Genomic DNA, 13,974 nt, shown 5'->3' with positions numbered 1-13,974 from the left:
TGCTGGCCTCCCAGGCGCAAAAACACGTGACCCACAATGAGGCGCTACAGCTCTTGGACGCGCTGGTGCAGCTGCGGGTCAACAGCTTTGGCGCCGTGACCCCGCCACTCTCTCCCAGCCCGGGCGAGGCCTATGCGCTGGGGGCTTCCCCCACCGGTGCCTGGGCCGGGCAGGCCCAGCAGCTGGCGATCTGGCAGGGCGAGGGCTGGCTCTTCATCGCGCCACAAAGCGGCTGGCGCGCCTGGGGGCTGGAGCTGGCCGAGCTGCGGATCTGGCAGGGCAACAGCTGGGAGCTGGTGCAGGGGCAGAGCCAGAATCTGCCGCAGATCGGCATCAATACCAGCGCCGATGCCAGCAACCGGCTGGCGCTGGCCTCGGATGCCAGCCTGTTCAGCCATGCCGGGGCCGGCCATCAGCTGAAGCTCAACAAGGCCGCCGCCGCCGATACTGCCGCGCTGCTCCTGCAATCCAACTGGTCGGGCCGGGCCGAGATCGGCCTCCTGGGCAATGAGGATCTCGCCTTCAAGACCTCCAGCGATGGCGCCAGCTGGTCGACGGCGCTGGCACTCAAAGCCACCGGCCATGCCGGGCTTGGCACCGCAAGCCCCACGGCGCATCTGGAGATTGCCGGCACGGGCTCGGATTATCTTTTGGCCGGAGATGGCAGCGGCGCCGCCTTTCGGCTGGGGTCAGATGGCAATGGCGCCTGCGATGGCGCCTGGGCTGGCGGCGGCGCTGACTATGCCGAATGGTTTGAATGGGAGGATGGCAATCCGGGCAGCGAAGACCGGCGCGGTATCGCAGTGGTGCTGGCGGGAGATAAGATCCGCCCGGCCCTCTCCGCCTGCACAGGCGAGGAGAGCGAGGGGGACGAGGAAAGCAACATGGGCACAGATCCCATCGGGGTGGTCAGCGCCGCCCCGGCGCTGATTGGCGATGATGATGGCGCGGGCTGGAAAGGCCGCTGGCAGCGCGATGCCTATGGCGCCCTGCGGCTGGACCCCGCCGGCGCGCGTCAGCAGGTGCCCCAGTATGACCCCGACCAGAGCTATCAGCCGCGCCGCAGCCGGTCTGAGTGGGCCCTGGTTGGTCTGCTGGGCAAGCTGCGCCTGCGCCGCGACCAGCCCACGGGGAGGCGCTGGCAGCAGCTGCGGCAGATCAGCCCCGAGGTGGAGGAATGGCTGGTCCGCTGATCCGCTGACCCGCTGGTCTTTCGGCCTTGGGCTCCTGCGATTCACCTCGGGTTAGAGCCTGATTTTGCCCTGTCTTCTTCACTTGCTGCGCAAATCATCGCTATCCTGCTGCAAAAACCAGTCATAGGTTTGTGCCAGCCCGGCCTGCAAGCCAATTGAGGCACGCCAGCCCAGCCGCTGCAGCCGGGTCACATCCATCAATTTGCGCGGGGTGCCATCGGGCTTGCTGGGATCGGTCAGGATCTCACCCGCAAAGCCGGTGACCTGCGCCACCAGCTGCGCCAGCTCCAGGATCGAGACATCCTCGCCGCAGCCCACATTGATATGGCTCAGCATCGGCTTGGTTTCGCGCTGATAGATCTCTGGGGCCAGATCCAGCACAAAGAGGCTGGCCGCCGCCATGTCATCCACATGCAGGAATTCGCGGCGCGGGGTGCCGCTGCCCCAGATGGTGACGCTTTTGGCACCGCTTTGGACCGCCTCGTGGAAGCGGCGGATCAGCGCGGGCAAAACATGGGAGTTTTCGGGGTGGAAATTATCGCCCGGCCCATAAAGATTGGTTGGCATCACCGAGCGGTAATCCACGCCATATTGGCGGTTGTAGCTCTCACAGAGCTTGATGCCGGCGATCTTGGCCACCGCATAGGGCTCGTTGGTGGCTTCCAGCCCGCCAGTGAGCAGCGCATCCTCGGCCATCGGCTGGGGGGCTTCTTTGGGGTAAATGCAGGAAGAGCCTAGCTGCAGTAACTGGTGCACCCCGGCCTCAAAGGCTGCATGGATGACATTGCATTCAATCATCAGATTTTCATAGATGAACTGCGCCGGATAGCTGTTGTTGGCGTGAATGCCGCCGACCTTGGCCGCCGCCAGAATGACCTGGTCGGGGCGCTCGGCCTGCATAAACGCCTGCACCGCCGCCTGGTTGGTCAGGCCCAGCTCGGCGCTGGTCCGGGTCACCAGCTGCAGATCCTCCCCCGCCGCCTGGCGCGCCTGCAATTGGCGCAGGATGGCGCCGCCCACCATGCCACGATGGCCGGCAATATAGATCTTTACGGGGGTGGTCATGACTTTAGCTTTCAACGCTCACGGGCAGGTCCATACCATGTTCTTTTAACAGAGCATGACGGCGGGCGGTCTTGAGATCATCTGCCACCATCTCGGCGCACATTTCCTGAGCGGTGATTTCCGGCACCCAGCCCAGCTTTTCCTTTGCCTTGCTGGGATCGCCCAGCAGGGTCTCCACCTCGGCGGGGCGGAAATAGCGCGGATCAATGCGCAAAACCACATCGCCCACTTTCAGCGCCGGGGCCGCATCGCCCTCAATCGCCGCCACAGTGGCAATTTCCTCAACACCGCTGCCGCTGAATTCCAGGGTAATGCCCAGTTCCTCGGCCGCCCAGATGATGAACTGGCGCACGGAATATTGCTTGCCGGTGGCGATGACAAAATCCTCTGGGCTGTCCTGCTGCAGCATCATCCACTGCATCCGCACATAGTCCTTGGCATGGCCCCAGTCGCGCAGCGCGTCGATATTGCCCATATAGAGACACTCCTCGAGCCCCTGGGCGATATTGGCCAGACCGCGGGTGATCTTGCGGGTGACAAAGGTCTCGCCGCGGCGCGGGCTCTCGTGGTTGAACAGGATGCCGTTGCAGGCATAGATGCCATAGGCCTCGCGGTAATTGACGCAGATCCAATAGGCATACATCTTGGCCACCGCATAGGGGCTGCGGGGATAGAACGGCGTGGTCTCGCGCTGCGGCGTTTCCTGCACCAGGCCATAAAGCTCAGAAGTAGACGCCTGATAGAATTTGGTCTTTTTCTCCAGCCCCAGAAAGCGGATCGCCTCGAGCAGGCGCAATGTGCCCATGGCATCGACATCCGCGGTATATTCCGGGCTCTCAAAGGAGACCGCCACATGGCTCTGCGCCCCGAGGTTATAGACCTCGTCGGGCTGCACCTCCTGCAGAATGCGGGTCAGGTTTGATGTATCGCTGAGATCGCCATAATGCAGCTTGAACCGGGCCTGATCCATATGCGGATCTTCATAGATATGGTCCACCCGCTGGGTATTGAACGAAGAGGCCCGGCGTTTGATGCCATGTACCTCGTAGCCTTTGTCCAGCAAGAACTCTGCCAGGTAGGATCCATCCTGACCGGTTACACCGGTGATAAGGGCTCGTTTCATCTGCATTCCTTCTCTTCCCGTCCCTTCTGGGACCTTGTGGCCGCAAAATTGCAGGATCCTCTTAAAAGGATCTCAATACCTGCAACTCCGACATCAGCAGAGCAATAAATCTTGCGTACCGAGGTACGGTCCAGACCGCCAGAGTGCAAGCCTTGCGCGCAGAACGCCCTGGACCCTGTGGCATATGAGATTTGAAAAAATCGGCGTGTGCCCCCATAGTGAGGCACGCCCAAAAGTTGTTTCCTCCAGATCTCTCCGCAAGGCAGAGGACGATGTGCAAAAAGACGCTGCATTTTCATATTGGTGCCCATAAGACCGCCACCACCGCGCTGCAGGACACATTGGCCGCCAATGCGGATCTGCTGGCGCGGGCCGGGCTGCTCTACCCCAAAGCGGGGCGCTATTTTACCGGCCATCATCCGCTGGCCCTGGCGCTGCGCGATCCCGAGCGGCGCCAGCACCCCCTGGAGGCCTTGGGCGACTGGCCTGCCGTCCTGCAGGAGATCGAGGCCAGCCCGGCGCCGCATGTGCTGCTGAGTTCGGAAAACTTTGAATGGCTGCAGGATCTGAGCCCTCTGCAGCCGCTGAGCGCGCGCTACCATCTGCGGGTGATCTACTCTCTGCGCAGCCCGCCCCGCTACCTCGAGAGTTTTTACAATCAGCTGGTCAAGGATCTGAAAACCCGCGAATCCCGCCCCTTAGAGACTTATATCTGCGAACACGGGCTGTTTTTTCTCGACAGTGAAAAGCTGCTGCGCCGCTGGAGCGCGGCCTTTGGCCCCGGCGCCCTGCGGCTGCAGATCCACCCAGAACAGCGCCAGCCCCAGGCAGAGCTGATGGCGGGTTTTTTGCGGCTTTTGGAGTTTCGCCCGCCGCCCGGCCTGCGCCCGCCGCCGCGCCCGGCCCTGCAAAAGGTCTCGCTGCCGCCCGATGCGCTGGAATATCTGCGGCTGCGCAATCTGCATGGCGCGCCGCAAAAGAAACAGCACCGGATCACCATGGCGCTGGCCCAGATCGCCCAGACCGAGGCCCCTGCCCTGCAGCGCACCCGCGCCGGGCTGCTCTCCCTGGCCGCACAGCGCACTCTGCTCAGCCGGTTTGACGCCGGCAACCGGCGGCTGGCGCGGGCCTATCTGGGCAGCGACCGCGCGCCTTTTGATCCCAAAGACCTCCGCGCCCATCCCGGCTATGACCGCCGTCTGGGGCTGGGCGATGATCTGATGATCTCCAGGGTCGAAGCCCTGCTGAACCGCTTTGAAGAGACCAGGCGCGCGCCGGCCGATGCCTCGGCAAAGCAAGCGGACCAGCCAGAATACCCAGATCCTGCGATCCCAGGCGCGATCCCGGGCGCGCCCCCAGGCACTGCGCAGACCAGCCCTTTTTACGGCCCGCCCGCGCCGCTGGCCACCAGCCCGCCTTCCGCCCTCCCCGCCCCGCTTTTCCCTCCAGCCCGCTAGGTCCCCAGATGCATGTTGTGGTTCATATCGGCCCCTATAAAACCGGCTCCACCGCGATCCAGGCGGCGCTGCGCAGTCACCAGGCGGCGCTGGCGCAGCAGGGCTGCTATTATTTTGACGAACCGCATATGGCGGAATTTGCCCTGCAGACCCTCTGGCTCACCCAGCCCGAACAGATGACCCCGGATCTGCGCCATCGCTTTGCCGATCTCGCCGCGGCCCAGGCCTGGAGCGCGCGCTGCTGGCAGCGGTTTGAGGCCGAGGTCCAGACGCGGCGCCCGACGCTCAGCGTGATTTCCAGCGAGCATTTTTCCGGCCTCAGCGACCCGGAAGGGCTGATCACGCGGCTGCGGCGCAGCTTTTCCCGCGTCACCGTGCTGGCCTATCTGCGCGATCCCGCCAGTCTTTATTGTTCCACCCTGCAGCAGCGCATTCGCGGCAATGGCGACCGGCTTGCCGAACTGCCCAGCCCGCTCAGCTTTTTCTACCCGGCGCGCAAACAGCTGGAGCCCTTTCTCAATCTGGTTGGGGCCGCAAATATGCAGGTGCGCCGCTTTGGCGGCAGTAATCGCGATGTGGTGGCGGATTTCTGTGCCACGCTCACCCGGCTTGGGATGCCGCTGGATCTGCCCAGTATCCAGGCCAATACCACCCTGCCGGGCGCGGTGATTGCCTGGGTGCTGACCCTCAATGAAACCCTCGGTGCCCGTGGCCCCGGCGCGGCACGGCATCGGCTGCTGGAACGGCTGGAAGTCACCCCCGAGGTGCAGGCCCTGCCCCGGCTACGGTTTCGCGACCCGGCCCTGCCCGCTCTGATCCATGCCAATGCCCGCCCCGCCTGCGCCTGGCTCAACCAGAGCTTCCTGCAGGATCAGGAGCCGCTGCCGCTGCTGCCCCCTGAGGTGGCCCCCACCGGCACCGCGCTGCCCAGCAGATCCCCGCAGGATCTGGCGCGCGCCCGCGCCGCCCTGCGCGACTGGCTGCTCAGCCAACTCACCCCCGCGGCCACGGCGGTGATTGCCCGCGCCATCGTCACGTTGGAGCCTGTCAGCCTGGAGCCCTCCGCACCGCGGCCTCCCCCGCCACCAGAAAAGCCGCTGTCATGAGCCTGAACCGCTATCGCTATATCTTCATCGTGACCTATGCCCGGTCCGGCTCGACCCTGTTGATGAGCCTGCTGAATCACTGCGAGGGCGTCTGTATTCGCGGCGAAAACCGGGCCACACTCTATCATCTCTACCGCGCCAGCGAGGCCCTGCGCGACACCTATCGGCGCGGCCAGAGCGGGCGGCAAGACGACCCGGACCGGCCTTGGTTTGGCGCCCAGGAGGTGCGCCCGGCCCGGTTCCGCCGCCAGCTGTTGAATGGCTTTGTCAGCCAGGTGCTGAGCCCGCCCAAAGGTACCATGGTCACCGGCTGCAAAGAGATCCGCCATCATCGCCCGTTTCGCGATGACGCAGATTTTGCCGCCTATATCGCCTTTCTGATCGCCCATTTCCCGCAGGTGCGGATTGTCTTCAACAGCCGCAACCACGGGGATGTGCGCCACTCCGCCTGGCTGAAAACCCAACCTCGCGCCCGGGTCGAAACCATGCTGCAGACCTGCGAGCGGCGGTTTCGTGCCGCCCTCAAGGCGCATCCTGCCCACTGTTTCTGGGTCGATTATGACGCCTGCATCGCCCAGCCCGCGCGCTATCGCCCCCTGTTTGAGTTCCTCGACCTGCCCTATCAGCCCGCGCTGATCGCCCAGGTACTGCACAAACCACTGGACCATAAGCCGCAGAAATAGCGCGAGGGTCCCGCCAGCACTGGGCAGCACCGGACAGCTGCTTTAGGGTCCGCCACACCACAGGACATCTCGCCAACAGAAAGACCCCGATGCCGCAAACAGCCCCCCTGCCGCAGTCAGATCCGGCACCGCAGCCGCCCCAGATCGTGCTAGTCCATATTGGCAAATGTGGCGGCTCAACCCTGCGGGCCGCGCTGGAGAGCAGCGCCACCAAAGTGGATATCATCACCCATGGCTACCAGCCGCCGCTGGGGCCGCAGTATCGCTATTACATCACCCTGCGCGACCCTATCAGCCGCGCCACTTCCGCTTTTTACTGGCGCCGCAAGCTGGTGCTCACCGAGGCCAGACAGCCGGACCGCTTTCCCGGCGAGGCGCAGATCCTGCGCTATTATGGCAGTCTCAACACCCTGGCCGAGGCGCTCTATTGCGCGGACGGCAGCCCCCACGCCCTGGCCCAGGGGCATTTCCGCGCCATCCATCACCTGAGCGAAGACATCGGCTTTTACCTGCAGGAGCTGCTTGCCAACAGTCAGCCAGATCAGATCCTCGGGGTGACGCTGCAGGAAACCCTGGCGGCGGATCTGCTGCGCCTCTTTGGCACCACAAACCCCGAACGGATCCATGACAACCGCCAGCCCGACCCCTCTGAGGACCGCTCTCTCAGCCCCCAGGGCGCCACCAATCTGCGCCGGTTTCTGCGCGCCGATTTTGACTGCATCAAACAGCTGAGCACCTGGGGCAAGATCCCGGCGCAGGCCTATCCCTGGCTCTGACCCCGCGCCGCTGCGCCGCTAGGCGCGGGCCGGATCTGCTGCTTCTGGATCTGACGGAGCCTGAGGTCCCTCATGGGGCGTCTCTTGGGCCGCCGCCTGCATGGCGATGAATTCCGGCTGCCAGCGCCAGTCTTCCAGATGCAGCACCCCGTGATTTTGCGGCAGCTCCGACATCTGCCGCAGCCGACGCTGCACCAGGAACCCTAGCCCTTCGATGCCGCTGCGCTCCAGATCCACCACCTCCAGCAGATCGGGGCCAAAACCCTGGCCCAGCATCGCCAGAAATTCCACCGCCGCCGCACAGTAGATCTCTTTCAGCGCGGGCGGCAGGCTGGCGTAGGACCAGTTCAGGGTATTGACCAGCGAGCCAAGCACCGGTGCCAGATCCGGCCAGGCCTCACGCGTCGCCCGCAAAAACACCTGCCGATACATGTTGAAACTGTAGAAATGGCGGGCATCGCCCTGTTTGATATCCTGAGCCTCATGCTGGCGATAGTGATAGCTCGGGCCAAAAAGATGCGCCATCTCGCCGCCATGCTGGGCGCAGAGCAGCTGAAAGATCTGATCGTCAAAGGCGCGCACATGTTCGGGGAAATCGATCTGCCAGTGATCGAGAAAATCGCGCCGGTAGATGCGCCGCCAGATGCTGGGCTGGCCCTGCATCAACTCCAGACTGGGGCGCAGGCAATAGGCGATCTCGCCCAGCCGCCGCTCCGGCCCGGCGGCAAAGCGCTCTGCCTCATAGCTGGGCTGGCGCTGCTCCTGCCCGCAGCCCCCCTCTTCGAACAGCAGAAATTCCCCCTCCACCATGTTGAAACCGGTGTAGCGCGCCAGTTCCAGCAAGTGCGAAAACAGCGCCGGATCCACCCGGTCATCGGCATCGAAAAAACCGATATGCGTGGCGTCTGAATGGGCCCGGCCATAGTTGCGCGCCGAGGCGCAGCCGCCATTGGCCTTGCGCAGCAATGTCAGCCGCGGATGATCGCCGTAGCGCGCCGCCACCAGATCCCCGCTGCCATCGGTGGAACCATCATCCACCACCAGGACCCGGATCTCCGGATTGTCCTGCGCCAGCAGGCTGTCCAGACAGTCCTCAATAAAGGCACGGCCATTATAGAGCGCCACCACCAGATCGAGCCCGGGGCGGCGCCCAGCCAGACGCTCCTCAAAATCGCGCCGCAGCACCAGCGGCCCATGGGGCAGATAGATCTGACGCGCCACCTCTGGGTCTGCCGGCATCAGATCCGCACTGGGGACAGCAGAGAACAACCGGCCGGTGACAAACCCGGTGGGGCTGTGGCGCAACGCCTCGGCCAGCGGGGCTTCGACGCCGGGCGCCTCCAGCTTGACCAGATCCGGCGCCAGCGCCCCCAGCAGGGTGGGATCAAAACCCGGGCTGCTCTGATGTTCCCCGCCCGAAGCCGTCTCTGCCGGGGCCAGGATGTCCCCCAGTCCGGAGAGGCTGCAAAAGGGGAGCGGCGCGGCCTGTTGCAGCACTGCCCAGAGGGTCTCATCCGGCCATCTCGCTGAATCCCCCTTTTTTAGAGACTGTTTTATCGGTTTTTTGGGCAGGTCAACCGGAGTGGAACCGGGGTGAAAGCCGCCCTGAAGGGCGCGAATATTTTTCAGGCCGCTGTGGCTCAGAGTGGCCCGCAGCGCCTCAAACCGCGCCGCATCGGTCTCCAGGCAGAGCACCTGCCAGCGCGGAAAGGCAGCGGCAAAGCTCAGACCAAACCAGCCTGCCCCGGCGCCGATATCCAGGCAGGTTCCGGTTTTGGGCAGCACCCGCGAGGCCAGAAACAGCGCATAGATCTGCTGCAGATCCTGGCAGCGGTGCTGCTGCTCCAGTGTGGTCTCACGGTGCAGGATCTCCACCTCCTGGCCAAAGGCCCGCAGCCGACAACGCCGAAGCGCGCCCTGCTGGGCGGGGGGGCGCGCGGCGCTCCAGAATGTCATATCCGCCCTCCTGTCAGGTTACGGGGTCAGGTTACGGGGTCAAAATTTCAGGCCAAAATTTCAGGCCATCAGATGTCCCAGGGCATAGCGCTGCAGCGCTGGCCCCTCGCCGCGCGGGTCCGGCGTATCGGCAGAGATGGTGAAAAACCGTGGATCCACCCGCGCCAGAGCGGCGCGCAGCGCGCATTGATAGGCCGGCAGCTGGTGCCGGGCGATACGGGCTTCGCACCATCTGAGCAGCCGCAGCGCCCCAATGGAAACCGCGCCGCGAAAGGCCACATTGGCAAACTCCGGATGCGCCCGCAGCAGCTGGAACATCACCAGACAGGCGCCAATCACATCAAAGCGGATCTCACTGTTGGCGCCAGTGAGCTGGGGCCGGTGCTGGCGGCGAAAATAGGTAAAGCTGCGCGCCTCTGGCAGCAGCAGCGAGCGGGCCTGGGCAATGGCCATGACGTGAAACAGGATATCTTCAAAGAAGTGATCATTGGGAAAGCTGAGCTGCGCCCGGCTGATCAGGCCGCGAGAGAGGACTTTATTGGCCGATTGCGGCTCGTAGCTGGCAGCCCAGGCCTTGACCCCCCCTAGATCCGCCCCTGCAGCCTGGGCCGCAGCACCACCGATGCCGCTGTCTTCGTCCATAAAGGCGGTGAGGGGGCCTGCGGGCTGCGACAGCGCCCCGCGCAGCAGCACCAGCTCCACCGGTTGGCGCTGCAGCAGCGCCGCCAGCTCGGCAAAGCTCCAGGGCGCGCGCAGATCATCGCCGTCCAAAAAGCAGATGTAATCGCCGCTGCAATGGCGCAGCCCGCGATTGCGCGCCGAGGACAGCCCATCGTTGTTTTGTCGCAAGAGGGTGATGCGGGGATCCTCTTGCGCCTGCAGCACCTGCCGGGTTTCGGCATCGGCGCCATCGTCAACGAGCACCAGCTGCAGATCCTCATGGGTCTGGTTCAGCACCGAGGCAATCGACTGCGCCAGCAGTTCGCCTTCGTTAAAGGCGGTCATCACGCAGGAAAACTTCATCGCTTGCCTCCTTTGGTTTTGGCGCGGCGGCAGGTCACCCCGACCCGCCTGCAGCCCGCCGCTCTTACAGCACCCCGGTGACGGCAAAATCGCTGAGCTGCAGCGCCCCATCGGCGGGGGGCAGAAACAGATGCAGATCCACCGCCTCGGCCTGCAGCACCAGATGCAGTGGCGGGGTGATCTCCACCGCCTGCCAGGACAGCTGAGGCTGCAGCAGCAGCGGTGCGGCGACAAAGACATCCTCAAACCCGTCCCGGTGATGCAGCCGCAGCGCCAGCCTGGCTTTGGGGAGGATTTCAGACTGGATCTCAGGCTGGATCTCAGGCCGGGTGTCAGGCCGGGTGTCAGGCTGACCCTCAAACGGGGACAGGACGCGCGCGCGTGTTTCGATCAGCTCCCCCTCTGGCGGGTCTCTCTCTGGCGGGTCTCTCTCTGGTAGAAATTTCTCTGGCGGGGGGCCCTCTGACAGAGCCCCCTCTGCAGCCGGGGCCGGAGCCGGTTGCAGAGCCAGTTTCAACCGACAGAAAAACCGACTGCAGCGGTGCCAGAGCGCCCCGCGATCTGGCCTCCTGCCTGGCCCTTTTCCTGACCTTGTTTCCGGCCCCATACCCCGGTGCCCCATACCCCGGTGCCCTGGGGCGCGCAGCTTCAGCGCCAGTTCCAACCACTGCGCCTCTGGGCTCACATCGCTGAAGCGCAGATCAACCGCCCGGCCGCGCCGCGCCGAGATCAGCCCCTGCCCCGGGTCCAGCGCCGCATGCAGCTGATCAGAGAGCCGGATATGATCCGCCCCCCGGCAGGCCGGGAACCGCTTGGTCTCGCGCAGATCATAGCTCACAAACATCACATGTCCCGCCGACAGCCCAGACACTTCCCAGACACTCTTGCCTCAGAGTGCTCTGAACCTGCGCGATCTGGCAATGGCGCAATCAGCGCGGGGTTGTCATTGTGCGTTAAAAGCGCGCAAATTATTTGCGCTCAAGGCCCTGGCTACAGCGGCGCCACCCAAAAGGCGGGGAGCTTCTGCGCCTTGTCCCAGGCCGCCAATGTTCCCTGCGCCGCATCCAGGGCTTCGCGGATGGTGACATCCATATCCAGGTAGCGATAGGTGCCGAGCCGGCCAACAAAGCTCACCCCCGGGGTCGCCTCGGCCAGCGCCACATAATCGGCCAGCAGGGCTTTTTCTTTCAATTGGCGAATGGGGTAATAGGGAATATCCTCGGGGCCAGCGCTGCGGGAGAATTCCCGGTAGCAGACCGATCCGGCGTGCTCTTCCCAGGGTGCAAAATGCTTGTGTTCGGTGATCCGGGTATGGGCCACATCCAGATCGCCATAGTTCATCACCGCGCAGCCCTGATAATCCCCCTCATGGGTGAATTTTTCAAAATCCAAGGTGCGATAGCCCAGCCGCCCCAGCGCGTAGTCAAAATAGCCATCCAGCGGTCCCGAGTAAAAGACGTGATCATAGCCCTGCGCCGCATCCTTGTTAAAAACAGTCTCTAACTGGACACTGATGCCCGGATGATCGAGGATCTGGGCGATCATCTCGCTATAGCCCTCGCGCGGCATGCCCTGATGTTTGTGGAAGAAATAATTGTCATCATAGTTGAAGCGCAGCGGCAGCCGTTTGAGGATCGAGGCAGGCAGCTCCGAGGGCTGCAGCCCCCATTGCTTGACCGTGTAGCCCTTGAAAAACGCCTCATAAAGATCACGGCCCACAAAGCGCAGCGCCTGCTCTTCAAAGCTTTGCGGATCCGCAATCGAAGTATCGGCCTGGGTCTCACTGATAAAGGCGCGGGCCTCCTCGGGGCGCAGGGTCTTGCCAAAGAACTGATTGATGGTGTGCAGATTCACCGGCAGGGAATAGACCTGCCCCCGGGCGGTGGTCTTGACCCGGTTCTTATAGGGCATGAAGCTGGCAAAGCGGTTCACATAGTCCCAGACCTCGGCGTCATCGGTATGGAAGATATGCGGCCCGTAGACATGCAGCAGCACCCCGGTGTCGGGATCGCGGGCGGTATGGCAATTGCCGCCGATGTGATCGCGGGCTTCCAAAACCTGCACCTGGTGGCCGGCCTCGGCCAGATGCCGCCCGATCACCGCGCCCGAAAGCCCGGCCCCCACCATCAAGAATTTGCCTGCCGCCATAGTGCTCTCCTTCGTCTGCCCTGCAGTTACCGGCAAAGCGGGGCAGCGCACAACCATCTAGGAGGCGCGGCAGGGAGGGTTGCAGGCCGTATCAGCGCGGCTTGCGGCGGTGCACCTCCTGTCGGCGGCGCCGGATCATCGCCTGCAACAGCGGCGTGACAAACTCCTCCATCAGCTGATAGCTGTCTTCCGGCAGGCGCATCTGCGCCAGCGGCGCAGCCGGATCCGGCGCTGGATCCAGGAACAGATCATCGCGGTCAAAATAGCGCCGCGCCACCGCCTGATTGCCCCGCGCATAAGAGGCCAGAATCGCAGCGCGTTCGGTGGCGGGGATCAGCAGCACCGGCGCCGCAGCGCTGTCTTCGCCCCGTTTGCCCTCCCCCCGCTTGGCATCAATCTGGGCGCAGGCGGCGGTCAGAATGGCGCGATATTTCTCTGGCGCCTCATCCAGCGGCAGGCAGCGCATGAACTCAGAGACCTCGGGCGAAAAGCTGGGGTTGACCACCTCCGCCCGGCGAAAACCGGGGGGCAGCTGCAGCCCGATAGCCTTGCAGAACATCTCAACCGCCCCCCCCGGCGGCAGCTGCCCCGGCTCATAGAGGGTGACAATGACATTCTCGCGGCCAAAGATCTTTTCCAGGTGCCGCAGATAGCAATCATAATCTATCCAGTGAAACTCTGCGCGCCGCGCCAGAAACTCCGGCAAAGAACAATGGCTCAGCCGCGGATTCCACTGCCATTTGATGTTCTGCAGGTACCAGCTCTCCAGCCAAAGATCCTGACGGCGCAGGGAGAAAACAACTTTCACGGTAAATTCACTTCGGAATTCCCCCAAAATCCCAATATCTTGACGCATGCAGATGTCTTCGTCGCTCAACACAACCCGATGCAGCTCCAGCGCCCCCGCCCGCTCTTCCTGCGCCTTTATCCGCGCCAGCAAATCCGCCGAGAGCGCCTGCGGAGTGCAGGCACCGCTAAACAGCTGGTTGATCCTATGCACATGACGCCGCGCCCCAAAGGGGTAGAACAGCCCCTGCTGCCGCAGCGCCACCCTGTTGTGATGCAGATAGTTCTGCACCGCCGAGGTCCCCGTCCGATGGGCGCCAATGTGGAAAATAAGACTGCGTTTCACCTCCGCCTGCCCTTCCTGCTGCCGCGCGCCCTCCGCAGACCCCTGCCCGCAAAGGACCCTGTCAAAGGCTACCCGCTTTTCTGAAAAAACCGCAACTCAAATGAACACTCCCCCCGCAAAGCTCGCCCCTAAGTGGCACCCCGCCAGCACTCCCAGCCCCCGGAAGCCCCCGCCAGAGGATGCCCCAGATGATCACTCTGCAGAATATCATTGCCCCCGAGCCGCGTATCACCTGCGCCCCGGCGCTTTATTACCGGGCCACCGGGGCGGTGGAGAGCACCGCCGAAAGCAATAGTTTTAGCCTGCCGCCGG

The 13,974-nt window shown here is 63.7% G+C and carries 12 protein-coding genes; 5 read left to right on the top strand and 7 right to left on the bottom strand.

Annotation, left to right across the window (positions count from 1 at the left end; all coding sequences use genetic code 11):
* Nucleotides 1-1,193 (top strand): DUF2793 domain-containing protein (locus ABJP42_RS07220; RefSeq protein WP_348339656.1); only part of this gene is annotated, 1,193 nt, incomplete at its 5' end.
* A 78-nt stretch (nt 1,194-1,271) separates the two neighbouring features.
* On the opposite strand, the gene fcl is transcribed toward ABJP42_RS07220, so the two are convergent.
* Together fcl and gmd are read right to left on the bottom strand one after the other, a co-directional pair.
* Entirely contained in the window at nt 1,272-2,258 is a 987-nt protein-coding gene (gene fcl / locus ABJP42_RS07215) for a GDP-L-fucose synthase (protein ID WP_348339655.1), read from the bottom strand.
* Between the two features lie 4 nt (nt 2,259-2,262).
* The gene (gmd, locus tag ABJP42_RS07210; protein WP_348339654.1) at nt 2,263-3,381 is read right to left on the bottom strand and encodes a GDP-mannose 4,6-dehydratase; all 1,119 of its coding nucleotides are present in this window, start codon (nt 3,379-3,381) and stop codon (nt 2,263-2,265) included.
* A 272-nt stretch (nt 3,382-3,653) separates the two neighbouring features.
* Here gmd and ABJP42_RS07205 point away from each other — a divergent pair, with 272 nt between their 5' ends.
* The 4 genes from ABJP42_RS07205 to ABJP42_RS07190 all read left to right on the top strand — a co-directional run bounded on the left by ABJP42_RS07205 (nt 3,654) and on the right by ABJP42_RS07190 (nt 7,403).
* Nucleotides 3,654-4,838: a hypothetical protein gene (locus ABJP42_RS07205; RefSeq protein WP_348339653.1), complete on the top strand. Its 1,185-nt coding sequence runs from the start codon at nt 3,654-3,656 to the stop codon at nt 4,836-4,838.
* Nucleotides 4,839-4,846: 8 nt separating this feature from the next.
* A complete protein-coding gene (locus tag ABJP42_RS07200; RefSeq protein ID WP_348339652.1) occupies nt 4,847-5,944 on the top strand; it encodes a hypothetical protein in 1,098 nt (365 codons plus the stop codon).
* Nucleotides 5,941-6,627: a sulfotransferase gene (locus ABJP42_RS07195; protein WP_348339651.1), complete on the top strand. Its 687-nt coding sequence runs from the start codon at nt 5,941-5,943 to the stop codon at nt 6,625-6,627. The genes ABJP42_RS07200 and ABJP42_RS07195 overlap by 4 nt, the downstream gene beginning before the upstream one ends.
* Nucleotides 6,628-6,716: 89 nt before the next feature.
* Nucleotides 6,717-7,403: a hypothetical protein gene (locus ABJP42_RS07190; RefSeq protein WP_348339650.1), complete on the top strand. Its 687-nt coding sequence runs from the start codon at nt 6,717-6,719 to the stop codon at nt 7,401-7,403.
* A gap of 18 nt (nt 7,404-7,421) precedes the next feature.
* Here ABJP42_RS07190 and ABJP42_RS07185 read toward each other — a convergent pair whose 3' ends face one another.
* From ABJP42_RS07185 to ABJP42_RS07165, 5 genes are all read right to left on the bottom strand, one after another.
* A complete protein-coding gene (locus ABJP42_RS07185) occupies nt 7,422-9,359 on the bottom strand; it encodes a glycosyltransferase (RefSeq protein WP_348339649.1) in 1,938 nt (645 codons plus the stop codon).
* A 60-nt stretch (nt 9,360-9,419) separates the two neighbouring features.
* Nucleotides 9,420-10,382: a glycosyltransferase family 2 protein gene (locus tag ABJP42_RS07180; protein ID WP_348339648.1), complete on the bottom strand. Its 963-nt coding sequence runs from the start codon at nt 10,380-10,382 to the stop codon at nt 9,420-9,422.
* A gap of 64 nt (nt 10,383-10,446) precedes the next feature.
* Nucleotides 10,447-11,226, bottom strand: coding sequence for a hypothetical protein (locus ABJP42_RS07175; protein WP_348339647.1), 780 nt, complete (start codon nt 11,224-11,226; stop codon nt 10,447-10,449).
* 146 nt (nt 11,227-11,372) lie between these two features.
* Nucleotides 11,373-12,530 (bottom strand): UDP-galactopyranose mutase, encoded by a 1,158-nt coding sequence (gene glf, locus ABJP42_RS07170; protein WP_348339646.1) that lies wholly within the window; start codon nt 12,528-12,530, stop codon nt 11,373-11,375.
* Nucleotides 12,531-12,621: 91 nt separating this feature from the next.
* On the bottom strand, nt 12,622-13,662 hold the full coding sequence (locus ABJP42_RS07165) for a hypothetical protein (protein WP_348339645.1): 1,041 nt from the start codon (nt 13,660-13,662) through the stop codon (nt 12,622-12,624).
* Nucleotides 13,663-13,974: the final 312 nt, after the last annotated feature.

This window comes from Pseudophaeobacter sp. (genome assembly GCF_039971195.1).
Classification (GTDB): domain Bacteria; phylum Pseudomonadota; class Alphaproteobacteria; order Rhodobacterales; family Rhodobacteraceae; genus Pseudophaeobacter.
This window is presented reverse-complemented; position numbering and strand designations above follow the sequence as displayed.